Annotated in this window: 18 protein-coding genes; 9 read left to right on the top strand and 9 right to left on the bottom strand. The window is 38.0% G+C overall.

Going from position 1 to position 17794, the window contains the following annotated elements:
- Nucleotides 1-59 precede the first annotated feature (59 nt).
- The 4 genes from SB49_RS13530 to SB49_RS13515 form a co-directional block, all read right to left on the bottom strand.
- Nucleotides 60-644, bottom strand: coding sequence for a DUF3332 domain-containing protein (locus tag SB49_RS13530; RefSeq protein WP_062057468.1), 585 nt, complete (start codon nucleotides 642-644; stop codon nucleotides 60-62).
- Between the two features lie 142 nt (nucleotides 645-786).
- On the bottom strand, nucleotides 787-1047 hold the full coding sequence (gene rpmA / locus SB49_RS13525; RefSeq protein ID WP_062057465.1) for a 50S ribosomal protein L27: 261 nt from the start codon (nucleotides 1045-1047) through the stop codon (nucleotides 787-789).
- A gap of 22 nt (nucleotides 1048-1069) precedes the next feature.
- Entirely contained in the window at nucleotides 1070-1612 is a 543-nt protein-coding gene (rplU, locus tag SB49_RS13520) for a 50S ribosomal protein L21 (RefSeq protein ID WP_062057462.1), read from the bottom strand.
- Nucleotides 1613-1726: 114 nt separating this feature from the next.
- On the bottom strand, nucleotides 1727-2167 hold the full coding sequence (locus SB49_RS13515) for a hypothetical protein (RefSeq protein ID WP_062057459.1): 441 nt from the start codon (nucleotides 2165-2167) through the stop codon (nucleotides 1727-1729).
- A gap of 179 nt (nucleotides 2168-2346) precedes the next feature.
- Between SB49_RS13515 and SB49_RS13510 the strand changes: the two genes are divergently transcribed.
- Nucleotides 2347-3669, top strand: coding sequence for a M16 family metallopeptidase (locus SB49_RS13510; protein ID WP_062057456.1), 1323 nt, complete (start codon nucleotides 2347-2349; stop codon nucleotides 3667-3669).
- Between the two features lie 7 nt (nucleotides 3670-3676).
- Nucleotides 3677-5746: a M16 family metallopeptidase gene (locus SB49_RS13505; RefSeq protein ID WP_062057453.1), complete on the top strand. Its 2070-nt coding sequence runs from the start codon at nucleotides 3677-3679 to the stop codon at nucleotides 5744-5746.
- 37 nt (nucleotides 5747-5783) lie between these two features.
- On the opposite strand, the gene SB49_RS13500 is transcribed toward SB49_RS13505, so the two are convergent.
- Nucleotides 5784-6674 carry a DMT family transporter gene (locus SB49_RS13500; protein ID WP_062057451.1) on the bottom strand — a complete coding sequence of 297 codons (891 nt, stop codon included), beginning with the start codon at nucleotides 6672-6674 and terminating at the stop codon, nucleotides 5784-5786.
- Between the two features lie 171 nt (nucleotides 6675-6845).
- On the opposite strand from SB49_RS13500, the gene SB49_RS13495 reads away from it, so the two are divergent.
- Both SB49_RS13495 and SB49_RS13490 read left to right on the top strand, forming a co-directional pair.
- A complete protein-coding gene (locus tag SB49_RS13495) occupies nucleotides 6846-7298 on the top strand; it encodes a hypothetical protein (RefSeq protein ID WP_062057446.1) in 453 nt (150 codons plus the stop codon).
- 118 nt (nucleotides 7299-7416) lie between these two features.
- On the top strand, nucleotides 7417-9303 hold the full coding sequence (locus SB49_RS13490; RefSeq protein WP_062057441.1) for an outer membrane protein assembly factor BamB family protein: 1887 nt from the start codon (nucleotides 7417-7419) through the stop codon (nucleotides 9301-9303).
- A gap of 51 nt (nucleotides 9304-9354) precedes the next feature.
- On the opposite strand, the gene gldD is transcribed toward SB49_RS13490, so the two are convergent.
- From gldD to mutY, 4 genes are read right to left on the bottom strand one after another with little or no spacing between them, the layout of a single operon-like run.
- Nucleotides 9355-9912, bottom strand: coding sequence for a gliding motility lipoprotein GldD (gldD, locus tag SB49_RS13485; RefSeq protein WP_062057438.1), 558 nt, complete (start codon nucleotides 9910-9912; stop codon nucleotides 9355-9357).
- Nucleotides 9902-11230, bottom strand: a complete 1329-nt coding sequence (locus SB49_RS13480; protein WP_062057435.1) for a gliding motility-associated protein GldE — start codon at nucleotides 11228-11230, stop codon at nucleotides 9902-9904. The genes gldD and SB49_RS13480 overlap by 11 nt, the downstream gene beginning before the upstream one ends.
- A gap of 26 nt (nucleotides 11231-11256) precedes the next feature.
- Nucleotides 11257-11727: a single-stranded DNA-binding protein gene (locus SB49_RS13475; RefSeq protein WP_062057432.1), complete on the bottom strand. Its 471-nt coding sequence runs from the start codon at nucleotides 11725-11727 to the stop codon at nucleotides 11257-11259.
- Nucleotides 11728-11751: 24 nt separating this feature from the next.
- Nucleotides 11752-12789, bottom strand: a complete 1038-nt coding sequence (mutY, locus tag SB49_RS13470; protein WP_062057429.1) for an A/G-specific adenine glycosylase — start codon at nucleotides 12787-12789, stop codon at nucleotides 11752-11754.
- Between the two features lie 127 nt (nucleotides 12790-12916).
- Between mutY and SB49_RS13465 the strand changes: the two genes are divergently transcribed.
- The 5 genes from SB49_RS13465 (at nucleotide 12917) to SB49_RS13440 (ending at nucleotide 17750) form a co-directional block, all read left to right on the top strand.
- Nucleotides 12917-13207, top strand: a complete 291-nt coding sequence (locus SB49_RS13465; protein ID WP_062059236.1) for an HU family DNA-binding protein — start codon at nucleotides 12917-12919, stop codon at nucleotides 13205-13207.
- A 269-nt stretch (nucleotides 13208-13476) separates the two neighbouring features.
- Nucleotides 13477-15024: an Rne/Rng family ribonuclease gene (locus SB49_RS13460; RefSeq protein WP_062057426.1), complete on the top strand. Its 1548-nt coding sequence runs from the start codon at nucleotides 13477-13479 to the stop codon at nucleotides 15022-15024.
- 218 nt (nucleotides 15025-15242) lie between these two features.
- On the top strand, nucleotides 15243-15797 hold the full coding sequence (locus SB49_RS13455) for a DUF1697 domain-containing protein (RefSeq protein ID WP_062057423.1): 555 nt from the start codon (nucleotides 15243-15245) through the stop codon (nucleotides 15795-15797).
- Nucleotides 15798-15990: 193 nt separating this feature from the next.
- Nucleotides 15991-16701 carry an SIMPL domain-containing protein gene (locus SB49_RS13450; RefSeq protein WP_200960638.1) on the top strand — a complete coding sequence of 237 codons (711 nt, stop codon included), beginning with the start codon at nucleotides 15991-15993 and terminating at the stop codon, nucleotides 16699-16701.
- Between the two features lie 365 nt (nucleotides 16702-17066).
- Nucleotides 17067-17750, top strand: coding sequence for an ATP-binding cassette domain-containing protein (locus tag SB49_RS13440; RefSeq protein WP_062057417.1), 684 nt, complete (start codon nucleotides 17067-17069; stop codon nucleotides 17748-17750).
- Nucleotides 17751-17794: the final 44 nt, after the last annotated feature.

Here is a 17794-nt window from a genome sequence, read left to right as displayed (position 1 = left end):
CATAAAAAAAGCCCTAAGTTCAGCTTTGAACTTAGGGCTTTTTTCAATATTGATGGTAATTAGTTAGCTTCGGCCATCATTCCGTTCAAATAATAACAATCTGTCTGCTCCTTAATAACAGCCAACCCTTCCTCCTTGGATTGTAATGGATTAATTTTAACTTCCTCCCCGTTGGGCATATAGACAATATAAAGTCCTTCTTTAAAGGAAGAAAGCTTTATGATTTCTCCGTTTGGCTTTACAGCATTCCATGATTTTTCGTGAGGCCTGTAAACCAAATCTACTTTTTTTCCTTTTTTAGGTCCGTCCAAGACAGTGATTTCCATTCTGTTTTTGGTTGCGATCATTTCAATAGTATTCCCATCCCTTTCTACTATCTGAATTTCCGAATCCCCATCCTGCATAGCGATAGGGTTAGAGCCCGACCAAAATTCGATCACATTAAATATAAGGGCATCCCCAACGAAAAAGAGACCGTAAACGGGAATGATGTTCAAACCCCAAAAAATTAAGTTGTTCACAAACTTACTGTCAGAAGCACTCTGGTTCCAGTCTTTTAGGTTATTAAAGGCATTGAAGGAACCCAAGCAACTTGAAAACAACAAGGACAAGGAAAGAAAACTACAAGCGATTAATTTTTTCATACTATGGCTATTTTTGATTAGTAATCTCTGCCCAGTATAAAAATCATCTCGATAAATAAAAAAAAGAACTCAAATCAATAAATTAAACAAAAAAACCCTCCTTGTTTCCAAAGAGGGCTTTTAAATTTATAAGCATCGTTCCTTATGCCTCGAAAGGATCAATAGAAACAAAGGATTTACCTCCTGCTTTCTTTTCAAATTTTACAAGACCATCTACTCTAGCGTGTAGGGTATGATCTTTCCCGGCATAAACATTTTCACCTGGATTGTGTCTAGTACCACGTTGTCTTACGATGATATTTCCAGCAATGGCAGCTTGTCCACCAAAGATCTTTACGCCTAAACGTTTTGATTCTGATTCCCTACCGTTTTTGGAACTACCAACACCTTTCTTATGTGCCATGATATTTTGTTTTAATTCTTAACTATTTACTTAAAGCTTCAATCAAATCAGATTTTTTCATAGAAGAAATCCCTTCGATACCTTTTGCTTTTGCCATTTCTTTCAACTCAGCAACAGTATTCTTGCTCAAGTCTTCAGTTGGAGCAGCGACTTTTTTTGGAGCCGCAGCAGCTGGTTTAGCTTCTTTTTTTGGAGCTTCCTTCTTAGGAGCCTCTTTCTTTGCTACTTCTTTCTTAGCCACTTTTGTAGCTCCTGAAGCAACAATGCTTTCAATTTTAATCTCTGTCAAATACTGACGGTGACCGTTTTTCTTTTTGTAACCCTTACGTCTTTTCTTGTGAAAAACGATTACTTTGTCACCTTTAAGGTGCTTAACGACTTTCGCCTCAACAGCGGCTCCGTCTATAGCTGGGGCGCCAATTGTGATGTCCTTACCATCTTCCAACAAAAGAACGTTATCAAAAGTAACTTTGCTACCTTCTTCGTCTTGCAAGCGGTGAACATACACTTTTTGGTCTTTCGCAACTTTAAATTGCTGCCCTGCTATCTCTACAATTGCGTACATAGCGTGTATATTATTTATTAATTTCAAAGATTGCCTATTTTATATAGGCGGGTGCAAATATACTGCTAAATTGCTAACTCACAAGTGTTTTTTTGAATTTAATGCGATTGATTTTCAATCCTTTCTTGCAGTTTTAAACAATTGCATAAAAGCCAAGGTTAAAACCAATGAGGTTGAAAACCCCATAATGGCTACCGTAAAGAATACGATTCCCCCTTCTGTCTTGTAATCCTTAAACCAAACTTTGGAAAGTTCTGCCAAAAATCCAGTATCGACTTCAGTTGTGTAAAAAGCAAAGAATATTGTAAAAACAATGGTGGCCATAAATCCGGTGACAATACCTGCACTAAACCCTTTAGTGTAGTTAAATGCCTTACCTTCCTGCAAACGAAGATATTTTATGGCTTCAAAAATCCCAAAGCCCGTAATTACGCCATTAAATAGACTATAAAAAATATTAGTGTGCAAACCAAAAAGCGACAATATTAAAAAGTACGCAATCAGAGAACCACTAGTGGCAATTCCAAATCTAATAGGAAGAGCAAAACGCATCATATGCTAATTATTTTGGTTTAAAGCGTGAAGTTACAGAATATTCGTGATTTCTTCCAATAAAACTGCATAAAGAATTAACACTTTATCGAAATATATACAGAAAATAATCATTGTTTTTGTAACAAATTCTTTATTTTGCTACTAATAAAATAAACTTGAGAATTTAAATTCTAATTACAATGAATGGAAAATTTTTATTAGCTGTTTGTACGTTGCTCATGGCAACACAAATAGGGGCCCAAGAAGTGGCTTATGAGGAATACGACCTGGACAATGGCCTCCATGTGATTTTGCATCAGGACAATACCGCACCTTTGGTGACAACATCGGTAATGTACCATGTGGGAGGCAAGGACAGAACAGAAGGGAGAACCGGGTTTGCTCATTTTTTTGAACACCTATTATTTGAGGGCACGAAAAATATAGAACGAGGCAAATGGTTCGAAATAGTTTCTTCCAATGGCGGTAGGAACAATGCCAACACCTCTCAGGACAGAACCTATTATTATGAGGTTTTCCCCTCCAATAACCTTAAGTTGGGGCTTTGGCTGGAATCAGAGAGAATGCTGCACCCTGTCATCGACCAAAAAGGGATAGACACACAGAATGAGGTGGTGAAAGAAGAAAAAAGATTGCGATATGACAATTCCCCCTATGGTCAAATACTACCTGTAGTGGGCAAGAGTCTTTTTAAGAATCACCCATATAAAGATCCCAACATTGGCTATATGGAAGATCTTGATGCTGCCACTCTGGAAGATGTGATTGCCTACAACAAAAAGTATTATGTTCCCAACAATGCCGTATTGGTTGTGGCTGGTGACATAAATATAGGGGAGACCAAAAAAATAATCCAGGATTATTTTGCCCCCATTCCAAAAGGAGCCACGGTTACAAGAAACTACCCCTTGGAAGATCCAATTACCACAGAAGTAGAAACGGTGGCCTACGATCCAAACATTCAAATCCCAGCGACCATTGTCGCGTATAGAACACCTGGTTTTCAGGAACGTGATGCCTATGTTTTGGAAATGATATCTTCCTACCTGAGCGATGGCAAGAGTTCCAAACTATACAAAAAGATGGTAGACGAGCAAAAACAGGCACTACAGATCGGTGCCTTCAATATTGCACAAGAAGATTATGGCATGTACCTTATTTTTGGACTACCAGTAGGTGATACCAGTTTAGATGTATTGGTCTCTGAAGCAGAAGAGGAGATTGCCAAGGTGAGAACCGATTTGATTTCCGAAAAGGATTATCAAAAGCTACAGAATAAGATTGAAAACAATTTTGTGAATTCTAACTCCAGCGTGGAAGGAATTGCAGGGTCATTGGCTACCAATTACCTTTTATACGGGGACACTTCTTTGATCAACAAAGAAATTGAAATTTACAGATCTATCACAAGGGAAGAAATGAAGGCTGTGGCCAATAAATATTTAAATCCCAACCAACGTGTGGTTATAGATTACCTACCTGAAGAAAAACCAGCAAATTAAATTAGAGATGAAAAAAATATTTACAACCCTGGTTTTGGCACTTATGGCCCTGACCACGTATGCACAGGTCGATAGAACAAAAATGCCCGAACCGGGACCATCACCTGAAATAAATTTATTGGAACCCCAGCGTTTTGAGCTAAAAAATGGCTTAAAAGTTTTGGTTGTGGAAAACCACAAACTCCCAAGGGTAACAATTCAATTACAGATTGACAACCCACCTATTTCTGAAGGGAACAAAGCTGGAGTGCGCTCCTTTGTTTCCAGTCTTTTGGGTAACGGTTCCAAAAATATCTCCAAGGATGCCTTTAACGAAGAGGTTGACTTTTTGGGGGCACGAGTAAATTTTGGTTCCCAAAGTGCCTTTGCGAGTTCCTTGTCCAAGTATTTTCCAAGAATTTTGGAGTTAATGGCAGACGCCGCTATCAATCCAAATTTTACACAAGAAGAGTTTGATAAAGAAAAAGACAAATTAATAACGGGTTTAAAGAACCAAGAAAAGAATGTTGCCACCATAGCTGGAAGGGCACAAGCAGCTCTTGCTTATGGGAAAGAACATCCATATGGCGAGTTTACCACAGAGGAAACCGTTAATAATGTGTCCCTAGCAGATGTAAGGCAATTCTACAGTAGCTACTTTGTGCCAGCCAATGCCTATCTGATAGTAATTGGTGATGTGACTCCAAAAGAAGTTGAAAAATTGGTGAAGAAAAATTTCACGCCTTGGACCAAGGCCACGCCACCTTCTTTTGAATTCACAAAACCTCAAAATGCCTTGTACACCCAAATTAATTTTGTGGATGTTCCCAACGCAGTTCAATCGGAAATTGCCGTAGAAAGCTTGGTAGATCTAAAAATGAGCAGTCCAGATTATTTGGCCGCTTTGGTAACCAACGAGATCTTAGGTGGAGGGGGAGAAGGCCGCCTGTTCCTTAACCTTAGGGAAGATAAAGGTTACACCTACGGATCCTATTCCAGAATAGGCAATAACAAATATGCTCCTTCGAGATTTATGGCCACTGCAAGCGTACGTAATGCCGTAACGGACAGTTCTGTAGTGGAACTTCTTAAAGAAATAGATAGAATCATAAAAGAGCCCGTAACTGCTGAGGAACTTGCCAACACCAAAGAAAAATACATTGGTAATTTCATTATGGCCCTGGAAAGACCAGAGACCATCGCAGGTTACGCATTGAACATTGAAACCGAAGGGCTCCCTAAAGACTTTTACAAAACGTATTTGGAGCGTATCAACGCCATTACCATTGAAGAGGTGCAGGCTGCTGCCAAAAAATATTTCAGCACGGAAAATGCAAGAGTTGTAGTTGCCGGAAAAGGAAGTGAGGTCCTTGATAAATTGGAGCAGGTGACTTTTAATGGGAAAAAAATTCCAGTGCACTATTACGACAAAGAGATCAACAAAGTAGAGAAGCCTAAATATGAAGTAGCCATTCCAGAAGGAACCACGGTGAAAACTGTTCTTGAATCTTATATGGAAGCCATTGGCGGTAAATCTAAATTGGAAGGTGTCACATCATTTGCCATGGTCGCCGAGGCCGAAATGCAAGGTATGAAACTAGATCTGGAGATGAAGAAAACATCCAAGGACCAATTTATGCAAGATGTAAAGGTAATGGGCAATTCTATGAGCAAGCAAGTCATCGACGGTGATAAAGGGTATATGGTGATGCAGGGACAACGCAAAGAATTGGAAGAGGCAGAGCTTCAAAAGTTAAAAGCTGAATCGTCCCCATTTCCTGAAATGGACTACATAAATGGTACTGCCTCTTTAGAAGGTATTGAAATGGTAGACGGTCAAAAAGCCTACAAGGTAAAGGTATCCGAAGAGAAAACCTCCTTTTACAGCATGGAGACCGGTCTAAAAATACAGGATGCTGTAACTGTGGAAGCACAAGGACAAACCATGAGCACTACTTTTGGATATGGAGATTACAAGGAAGTATCAGGAATACTTTTCCCATTCTCATTGATTCAAAGTATGGGGCCTCAAAAGATCGATTTTAAAGTTAAAGACATTAAATTAAACGAGGGGGTAACTCCTGCCGATTTTCAATAACTGTCGCTTCATTTTTATGGAAAGCATCCAATACTGTTTACACAGTTTTGGGTGCTTTTCTTTTTTTGTTCACCATCCAAACGCCCAGTAAGATAATCAAGGCACCTATCAACTGATAGGCATTGAGTTTTTCCCCATCCCAAATACCCCATAAGACAGCCACCAAGGGAAGCACATAGGTCACCGAGGCAGCAAAAACAGGACTGGCAACGCGTATCAATTTATTAAAGAACAAATTTGCGATTGCCGTTCCTACTATGCCCAAAATAAAGATATAGGCCATGGGCATATGCATTGCCTCATTGGACCACACCTCTGTAAAAAATCCTGAATAGATCAATATCATAAAGGCGGGGACAATGACCATTGCAAAACTCCCTGTAGTAACCGCCAATGGACTTAAATGTGTAAGATGCTTTTTTATGATATTGATATTAAATGCATATCCCATGGCGGACAACAAAATAAAGATGGCATACCAATAATTCTGATTTGGACTAAACTCCATTCCTGCAGCAATTAAAGCGACCGTTCCCAACAGTCCCACGAAAATTCCCAAAATCTGCTTTTTGGTAATAATGGCCCCGAATAAAAGGGTTCCTATCAAGGCAGTGTTCAAGGGCACCAACGAGTTAAAAATTGCTGTTACGCCACTATCTATTTGTGTTTGGGCCAATGCAAATAAAAATGGAGGAAAGAAAGAGCTCAAAAATCCAGCTGCCGTTATCCATTTCCATTCGGCAACGGTAATCGACCTTAAACTTTTAAATCCGATGAGCAATAAAAAGCTCCCTGCAAATACAATCCGCAATCCCCCTACTTGAACAGGACTCAAACCCACCAAGGCCTTTTTGATAAGTATAAAAGAAGATCCCCAGATTAGGGATAAGAGTATTAAATAAACCCATTTTCTGGTCTGTTCGCTCATGCTCTAAAATTTGATTGCAAAATTGGACTTTTATACCAAACAATGATTCAATACAACTACAATTTTATTTTAGCAGCCATAATTATGACATTACCCACTAAAAAATGATGTCCTTTGGGAAGGGATTCGAGTACGAAATATTAATTTTGTAATATCCAAAAAACAAATCCAATGAGAGTATCTGCCCTTGTAATAGCTTTTGTCTTTAGTCTTTTTTTCCTGAGCTGTAAAGAGGAAAAAAAAGAACCTAATAATAACGTCCAGATGAAAGAGGTCATGGCGGTACATGATGAATTAATGCCAAAAATGGGTAAAATTGGGCGTTTGGTAGGGAAATTAAACAAGTTGGAAGATTCCACAGAGACAGGGCAGTTATACAAAGAGGCAAAAATTGACCTACAAGAAGCCAATAAGGCCATGATGGATTGGATGAGAGAACTGGGCGACCGTTTCGATTATGAAGAGATCATGAAAGGAAAAGAGCTTACCGAGCAAAAACAACTATGGCTCAACGAAGAGCAGGACAAAGTTAAGGAGCTCAAAGAAAAAATAAACGGTAGTATTGAAAGAGCAGAAAAATTGTTGGAAAACAACAACCAGCAACACAGTCCCTTAGATAACTAAATATCAGCACCTTACTAATTTTGAATTTTACCTTAGAACGAATAAACGTTTTATGAGGCAATATTCTCCGTTATAAATGGTAACTTTGTAGATTATAATCTTCAAAAACCAACCATTTATGAGAAAAGTGATTTTTGCTTTCGCCTACTTTTTATGTATAGGCGTATTATTGGCACAAAAAAACCCTGACAAAACCCTATCCTTCGAAAGTAACGTAGACGACCTAATAGTTGTTCCCTTCAATGGGGTGGTCGTTGTTTCCGAAGGGAACAAAATACACGGATACGATCCACAAACTGAAAATATTCTTTGGACCATTGACGCCCCCAAGCGTGATGCGGTAGATGCAGCATCACAAATTTTGGCAAATGGCCCAATGGCCGGTGTTTCTATGGATTTCGAACCAATTGAAGACACCCCATTTATTTTGAAATTCTATGATGACAATTTGTATGTCTACAACAGTAACACTGGGGACCTACTCTTTTCCTCTATAGAAAAAGAAAGATACTTCCAAGCTGAGTATCTTTTTGATGAAAACGCCTTACTGCTAAGAGGCTTAGACAATAAGGAACTTATTATTGCGAAATATTCATTGAGCAGAAACGACTTTGATTGGAAAACTACCGTTTCCACAACCTATGGTGCCTTTCTTCAATCCTTGGCTAAGCTTTCGGGTAATGACGAAATGGCGTTTGGTGATTTAATGGAGTATTCCAAGGACAAAATATTCGCCCTGATAAAATCCAAATTTTATGTTTTGGACAAACAATCTGGTAAGTTACTCTGGAGCAAAGAAGAAGATGACATCACTGATTTTAAAACTTCTTTGGATGGTAGCAAATTAATAACGGTAAAAACCAAGGGCTTTCTTGCCAACAAAAGTGAAATTGTATTATATGATGCCACATCGGGGACACCTGTCTGGGAAGATCCCGTTAAAACCAAATACTTGGTGAGGTTTGAAGATTGGCAGGATAAAATGCTCCTAGCTCATTATAAAGGTTTCAACTTCTACGATTATGAAACAGGAGAAAAAGTATGGAAAAAGGATCCCAAAGGAAAAGGGATTAAATCGGTTATTCCAATAGACTCTGATTTTCTCTATGTTTATGATGATGAAATGATGCTTATTGACAAGAATGGGGAAAAGTTATGGAAAAGTGATGTTAAGATATGTGATGATGAGGAAGACCCAGTTCATTTTCTTGAAAAAACAAACAACGGTAGGATTCTTTATGTCACCGCTACCTATGCAAATTTAGTTGACTACAAGTCGGGAAAAAAAATCTGGAAAGGGAATCTTAAATTAAATGAAAAGAGACCAACCTTTTCAAAATACAATGAAGCCACTGGAGAATTTATTGTATTTAATGATGAGGAACTCTACAAATTTAAAGAGAACACAAATGACAAGCCAAAACCCTATGCCAAACTTAAATTAAAGAATGAAAAATTGATTACCGGTCTGGAACTTTTTGAAAACAATGTTTCCATTTCTGGACAAAGTGAAGTAATTGGGGTAAATCACAATGGGGAAGTATTATTCCACAATACATATGTACAGCCAGGTGAATTGGGAAGAAGACTACTAAAAAGTACCTTCATAGCCGCACAAATTGTAGGTGGTGTTGCAGCAGCAGAAGTTACAATTAACAGCTCTTACAGAGACTCTGATGGTAATGCGGTCAACTATTCGAGTACCCATCCCGCATTTGGCCAAAAAGCTAAAGCAATTGGGGAAGCCGGATATCTTACTGGAAGGATTGGGCAAACATTTGTACAGTCCAGATATGATGCCATGCAAGAAACGGACAACTATGCCCTTATTTTTGCCAAAGGTGATAATGGAGAAAAACTACTGATCAAAGTAAATAAAGAATCGGGAGAAGAGATGACCAAGATTGTTTTGGAAAACAATAAACCCATCTATGATGTGGATTATGTTTCCGAAGATATCTACTATAGCAAGGACAAAGAAGTTAAAATTTTCAAAGGGCTTTAATATTTGCTTTTACTAATAAAAAAAGGAGGCCAATTGGCCTCCTTTTTTTATTTAATCTTTCCACCTCATGGTTTCCATGATATGGCGTATGTCCTTTTGTAGATGGACCGCAGCCGGCAAAATAGAATCATAGTTGGGCTTGGTATAAAAATAAAGCGAACCCGTAACAAAATGTGATATGCTGTCCGTTAGATAAAATTGGGATTGGGAAGCGGCATTGCCCTTAACCTCATAATACATCCCATATACCCTGTCAGCTTCATTGACAAAAGGTTGCTCCAATATGTTATCAGCTTTGGCCACGTGTTCATACGAGAATTTTTGGGCATCTGACATCAATTTGGTTAGATTCCCCTCTACACTTTTATAGCTGATAAAGAGGGCACCCTTCATCTCAGGATACTCCAACGTTAGGGAACAATCCTTTTTCAATTTCAAATTGGCCTCTGCATTGTATTCGAATGCGTAGGCACAATCCACTTCTAATTTCTTAGATGCCATTTCAGGATACTCCAGGCGCAACATTGCCTTTGGCTTGGGAAGCACCTCTTCCTTGCATCCCATAAAGGAGATTAGAAAAACAATGAAGAATATAGATCTAAAAGTCATGTGGCAATGATATTTTTATTTGTCTCAATCTCTTTTTGTCCAGGCTTTCCACTATAAAGGAATACCCCTTAAAAAGAATCTTTTCTCCTCTTTTTGGGAAACTGCCCGCTATCTCCAGTACAAAACCTGCTATTGTTTCAGATTCCCCTTTGCGCTCCTCAAAGTCTTCTTCATCTTCAATTTTGGCAACCCGGTAAAAATCCTTTAAGGCTGTTTTACCATCAAAAACGTAGTTAAAGTCGTCCAGTTTTGAATAAACCAAGTCCTCGTCGTCAAACTCATCTATGATATCTCCAACAATTTCTTCTATAATATCCTCAAGAGTCACTATTCCAGAAGTTCCACCATATTCATCAACCACAATGGCCAAATGATTTTTCTTTTCTTGGAACTCCATCAACAGGTCGTCCAACTTCTTGTTTTCAGGAACAAAATAAGGTTCCCGCACCAAAGTGGACCAATTGAACATTTTACGATCTATATATGGTAAAAGGTCCTTGACATAAAGCACCCCTTTTACATTATCTATATTCTCCTCGTACACTGGCACCCTGGAATAACCGTTTTTTTTGATCTCTTCCAAAACCTCCAAAAATTTCATTTCCACATTAATGGCAAAAATATCTATCCTTGGCAACATAACCTGCTTGGTATCTGTATTCCCAAAAGAGACAATTCCCTGCAGGATCTTTTGCTCCTCTTTAGTGGTATCACCTTCCGAAGTAAGCTCCAAAGCCTGTGATAAGTGGTCTACACTTAGATTGGATTTCTGTTTCCCCAATCTACGGTGCAAAAATATTGTTGCCGATCTCATGGGCATACTCAAAGGAGTCAAAAGAAAATCCAACACCTTTAAAGGATAGGCCATGCTATTGGCAAAAGTTTTCCTGTTCCTATTGGCATAAATTTTTGGCAATATTTCCCCAAACATTAAAATAAGGAATGTTACCACTACAACTTCCAACAAAAAGCGCACGGAAATTATACCCAACCACATATAGGTAATATTGGAGAACAGGACATCGCCCATATTGCTGAACAATAAAACAATCCCGATGTTAATGGTATTGTTGGCAATAAGTATAGTCGCCAATAACTTTTTGGGGCGCTCCAATAATTTCACCAAAATATTTCCTTTGGTGGTCTTTTGCTCCATGATATCGTTGATATCCGTGGGGGAAAGTCCAAATAAGGCTACTTCAGCACCCGAAATCATAGCGGAACATATCAGCAACGAAATGAGTACAATAACCTGAAGTGCAATAACACTATCCAATTCGATAAAATTCAGCAGTAAACTAAAGGGGTCTGGATCCAACAGTCAAAATTTAGTGTAAGGTTATTTTAGAAAGGTAAATCATCATCCTCTTCTGGCGCACTTGATGGCGGTGTTGCTTTTGGGGCGTTCGATGCCGGTGCGCTTGTTTTGGAAGGTCCGGAAGAAGGAGCTCCAGATGGCGCATTGGATGAACTTTCATTTTTGGTGGTCAAAAAGGTGAATTCCTGAACGTGTACCTCTGTAGTATAGCGCGTGGTACCGTCCTCTCCTTGCCACTGACGATTTTTCAATCTTCCTTCAACATATATTTTATCTCCTTTGCTCAAGTACTTTTCACAGATTTCAGCGGCCTTATTTCGCACCACCACATTGTGCCAATCTGTATTGGTCACCTTTTCTCCGGTCTGTTTATTGGTGTAGGTTTCATTGGTTGCCAAAGGAAAACGCGCAATACAATTTCCCCCTTCAAAGTAATGAATCTTAACCTCATCCCCAAGATGCCCAATTAGCATCACCTTATTTAATGTACCGCTCATAGTTGTAAACTTATATCAAAAATACTAAAATTTAAACGTATTTATAAACTCTGCTATCAAAACTGGCACAGGATATTCCTTAAGCTCTTCAAGGCTCACCCCGTTCCTGTGTTTCTCCCCACTTTTTACGATCCAAAATTTAGTGTGCAAATGCTGGTGGGACAGTTTATGTACAATTTTTTTTTCATTGAATTGATAGATCTCAGAAGTTTCCTTTAACTCCAAAACAGTATCCATGGTATTGGTTATTTCTTCCAATGAATATTCCCTTTCTGTTTCCAGCAAAGGAAACTCATAAAGGTTTTGCCATATCCCCCTACCCCTTCTTTGCCTTATCTCAATAGTATAATCCTTATCCAACACTACAAGGTAATTGAAAAAACGTTCCTTAACCTTGGTCTTTTTCAATTTCACTGGGAGGACATCTATTTTTCCTTTCTGTAATGCCACACAACTATCGTTTAAGGGACAATGCAAACAATAAGGATTCTTTGGCGCACACTGCAAAGCACCAAACTCCATGATTCCTTGATTATAGTCCGCAATTTGATCGGCATCCATCAGCTTTAAGGCCAAAGCCTTAAAATATTTGATGCCCTCTGTGCTGTTGATAGGCAGGTCTATTCCAAAATAACGCGACAGGACCCGGTAAACATTTCCATCAACAACGGGTTGCGCCTCTTTGAAACAGAAAGAAGCTATGGCGCTGGCAGTATAGTCACCTACCCCCTTTAGTGCCAACAACCCTTTATAGTTATCTGGAAACTGCCCGTTGTATTTTTCCGAAATTAATTTAGCGGTGGCGTGTAAATTCCTTGCCCTGGAATAATACCCAAGTCCCTGCCATAGTTTCAACACCTCTTCTTCGGACGCGTTGGCCAAGTCATGAACCGTTGGAAAATGTTCTATAAACCGCTCGTAATAAGGCATTCCCTGTGCTACGCGGGTCTGTTGCAACATAATTTCCGATAGCCAAATCTTATAGGGATCTGTGGTGTTTCTCCATGGTAAACTCCGTTTGTTGGCCGAATACCAATGAATAATTTTTTGGGAAAAAGACATTTATAAAATACTAAAGAACAAAAGTAAAGGTTTATAGACTTAAAATTAAGTCCTTTAAGATAAAAGATTGAATTTAATTCATATATTTGCAACCCGAAAAAAACACATAGAAAATCTATATTACAAAATGACGAAAGCAGACATTGTAACGAGAATCTCAGAAAAACTGGGTATTGAAAAAGGAGATGTACAGGCTACTGTTGAAACTTTTATGGAAGAGGTAAAAACTTCATTGGAAAATGGAGACAATGTTTACTTACGAGGTTTTGGTAGTTTCATTATTAAAACAAGAGCAGAAAAGACTGGTAGGAATATTTCCAAAAACACTACCATTAAAATACCTTCGCACAACATTCCTGCATTTAAGCCTGCAAAGGTTTTTGTTGAAGGAGTTAAAAGCAACGTACAAGTTAAATAAAGTATTAACCCTAAAGTAAATTTTTATGCCTAGTGGTAAAAAGAGAAAAAGACATAAGGTAGCAACCCATAAACGCAAGAAGCGTAGGAGAGCTAACCGACACAAGAAAAAGTAGTTTTACAACTACTTTTTCTTTTTATTAAGTTCATTGACATAGAAATTCCTTAACGGAATTTCGACGGGTTTTAACAGCCTGTTACAACTAATGTTTAATCCATTCGTCCCAACCCCGATGTATATCGAGAAGGGATGAGTATAAATTGATTCAGGTGAATAGAGAACTGATCGTAAGATCAAGTCCTGAAGCCGTCGATTTTGCCTTATTAAAGGATGGAAAACTTACAGAACTTCACAAAGAAGAAGAAAGTAACAACTTTACGGTTGGCGATATCTTAATTGCCAAAGTACGTAAGCCAGTTACCGGATTAAATGCTGCCTTTGTTAATGTTGGTTATGAGAAAGATGCCTTTCTACATTACCACGACTTAGGACCACAGCTTTCGACCATGTTGAAATTTGTAAAAAAGGCGAGTATGGGAAAATTGAAAGATTTTACCCTGAAAGACTTTCCATTTGACAAAGAGATTGATAAGGATGGTAGCATCAATGATGTTATCAAAGCCAACCAATCTTTATTAGTGCAAATTGTTAAAGAACCCATTTCCACAAAAGGACCCAGAATAAGTTCCGAGCTTTCATTGGCTGGACGTTATTTGGTAATGGTCCCATTTTCCGACCGTGTCTCCGTTTCACAGAAAATTGAGAGCAAAGAAGAAAAAGAAAGGCTAAAAAGGCTCGTTAAGAGCATAAAGCCCAAAGGATTTGGTGTTATAATCAGAACAGTTGCAGAAGGCAAGAAAGTAGCCGAACTGGACCGAGATCTACAGAACTTACTGACCAAATGGACAGTAATGTGCAAAAAATTGTATAAAGCTCCACATCCATCCAAAGTCCTGGTTGAGTTGAACCGCGCATCCTCCATACTGAGGGACGTTTTCAACGATTCCTTTACAGGGATATATGTAGACGATGAAACGCTTTATACCGAAGTAAAGGATTACGTGCAAGAAATTGCGCCAGAAAAAGAATCTATTGTAAAGTTGTACGATTCCAATGTTCCAATTTTTGAAAAATTTGGAATAGATCGGCAAATTAAAACCTCCTTTGGCCGTACCGCCTCCATGAGTAAGGGTGCGTACTTGATCATAGAACACACCGAAGCTCTCCACGTAGTGGACGTAAACAGTGGTAACCGTTCTAACAAAGCAAAAAATCAAGAAGATACGGCTCTGGAAGTAAATTTGTTGGCAGCGTCTGAAATTGCAAGACAATTGCGATTGCGGGATATGGGAGGAATTATCGTTGTAGATTTCATCGATATGTCCAAACCTGACCACAGAAGGAAACTTTTTGACCACCTTAGGGATGAGATGAAAGATGACCGCGCCAAACACAAAATCTTGCCCCCGAGCAAGTTTGGACTCATACAAATTACAAGACAACGGGTTAGGCCCGAAATGAACATCAAAACCAGTGAGGAAAATCCGAATGCCCCAGGGCAAGAAGTAGAGGCCCCAATAGTTTTGATCGAGAAAATCAATTCAGACCTAGAAAAATTGTTGAAAGGACCTGCAAGTGACAATGGTATTATATTGAATATACACCCATTTATTGCAGCCTACCTCACCAAAGGTTTCCCATCTATACGTGCCAAGTGGTTCTTGGAACATAAGAAATGGGTGAAAATACAACCAAGAGATGCTTATACGTATCTCGAATACCGTTTTAAAAACAAAGACGGCAAAACCATATATTAAATAAAAGCGACTCCAGCAACGGGGTCGCTTTTTTAGTTTATAGTACCAATTCCTTTTAAAAATAAATTTCCGAAGCTGTCCTATAATTTAAATTGAATATACCAGGCGTACGCTTTAAGAATGCGTGCGCACTATAACCATCACAGCTAAGAAATCAGCCAAAATCAGGTCTTGAATTATTTTTAATTAAATTGGTGTCAATTAGCAACAACAGACCCATGAAAACCGAAAAGGACACCTATATCGCCTTTTTACGCGGTATCAACGTTGGCGGACACCATAAGGTTCCTATGGCGGACCTCAAAACTGAATTCGAAAAATTGGGATTCAAAAACATTGTTACCTTACTAAACTCGGGCAACATTATCTTTGATGGCCCAAAGGAGAATACATCAAAATTGGAACAGAAGATTTCTACTCATATTGAAAAAATCTTTGGTTTTCCCATTCCAACAATTCTCAGAACATCAAGAGTAATTCACAACCTTTTGGACCAAAACCCCTTTGTTGGCATTGAACGCACCAAAGACATAAGATTTTATGTTTCCTTTTTGAAAACAAATCTTGAAGCTGATTTGGAATTGCCCTGGAAGAGTACGGATAACTCTTATGTAATTATTGAAAAAAGGGATCAAACTATTATCAGTGTATTGGACTTGGCCATCTCAAAATCTCCCAAAGCCATGGAATCAATAGAACACCACTACGGCAAGGACATCACCACCCGAAATTGGAATACCATTGAACGAATTGGCAAAAAATTAAAAGCTTAAAAGAGCATCTCCAGTTCAAGTTATTCTGTAAATTGAGTATTTTAGTTATGATGACCACAGGGCCTCGGTTGAAGGTTCGTAAATTACAGAGACATGGCAGACCTATATAAATCAACGAGGCAACTACATGTTTTTTTCTTTTGCTAAACTAATCCCCTACAATTGAATATCTTAGAGTCAATAAACAATAAGCATGATGAAAACTGATTGGTTAAAAATCATAGTGATCTGCAGTTCCATTGTAATTGCTGGATATTTTATCGGCAATATGCATAAAACAGGCAAAAAGTATGATCGTTTTGTTCAAGTAAAAGGTCTTTCTGAGCGGGAAGTAAATGCAGATTTAGCCGTTTGGCCCATTAACATCACCCTTACCGGTAATGACCTGAATACCCTTAAAAATGATATTGAATCTCAAAACAGCGTTGTTTATGATTTCTTCATTTCCCATGGCTTCGACAAAAACGAATTGACCAAGGGAAGTACCAATATTAATGATGTCCGAGCGGACATTTACAATTCCAATTTTCAGAACAACACTTTCCGATATTTGGCCAAGTCGGAGTTCACCGTGAGAACCAATGATATCGATAAACTGCAAAAAGCACTTTCCGAGTCACTGGAACTTATGTCGAAAGGCATCATATTGGGATCTAAAAATACCTGGAGGCCCATTGAATACATTTTCACTGGATTAAACGAGTTAAAACCACCAATGATAGAGGAAGCGACTAAAAATGCCAGGGAGGTTGCAGAGAAATTTGCCAGGGATTCGGATGCGCAGGTAGGAGAAATAAGAATGGCCAGTCAAGGTCTATTTAGCATAAGCGACAGGGATGAAAACACCCCACAAATAAAATTGGTCCGGGTGGTATCCACCATTGATTTTCAGCTGGAAAATTGATAAAACATCAATAGCAAAACTTGGGATAAAAAATAAGGCAAATTGTATCCCGTGAAATTACAATGGTTTTAGTAGCAATTAAAAAAAAGAATGCTGAGAATATTACTTAACATACTGTTATTTCAACGAAATATATTTTTTGTGTCCTATATCATTTCTATAGCACTCGGAATCCTATTTGGTGGAAAACTACAAAACATTGGGCTCTGTTTCCTAGTCATTGCTCCACTAAATCATTTTAGATTTTATGAAATCAAAAACAAGAATGAATATTATTACTACTATAATTTAGGTTTAAGCAACATTATGTTATGGGCATCTACATTGGTCATTGGACTAATTAATTTACTGATACTAATTTCAATATGAGTAAACTTCATATAGACAGCGTCACAAAATCATATAACAACAAGGTCATATTAAGTGATGTGTTTATTTCTTGTAGAAAAAATGAAGTTAAAGGACTTGTTGGACGAAACGGTTCTGGAAAATCCACACTTCTCAAAATCGTTTTTGGAACGGAAAAAGCAGATTTTAAATTTGTCAGAGTAGGCAAAAAAATAATTAGAAATATTTCGGATGGCAGAAACTTGATTAATTATTTGCCACAGGACAATTTTCTGCCAAATAATATAAAAGTAGGCACTATAATAAAGCTATTTCTTCCTAAAAAAACCAGAGACATCTTGTTTCAAAATAAACATGTACTCCCTTTTTTACATAAGAAAAATCAAGATCTATCTGGTGGGGAAAAAAGAATTATTGAGATTTTAATAATTATTCATTCCAATGCAGAATTTATTTTATTGGACGAACCTTTTAACGGTGTAAGTCCAATAATGAGAGCTTATATTATAGAATATATTAAAAAAATGAAATCATCGAAAGGCTTTATTATAACAGACCACGACTATGAAAATGTAATTTGTTTGGCGGATAGTATCGTTCACTTGAAAAATGGGTTTTTAAAAGAAATCAAAGACAAAAGTGAATTAGTCGAATTAGGCTATCTTACAAAATCTATTTATACCAACAATAATAAGGCGTAGTTAACAACTATAAATCAAAATCCTTATGCCACCCAAGGTCTGTT

The sequence above is a fragment of the Sediminicola sp. YIK13 genome, assembly GCF_001430825.1.
Taxonomy (GTDB): domain Bacteria; phylum Bacteroidota; class Bacteroidia; order Flavobacteriales; family Flavobacteriaceae; genus Sediminicola.
This window is presented reverse-complemented; position numbering and strand designations above follow the sequence as displayed.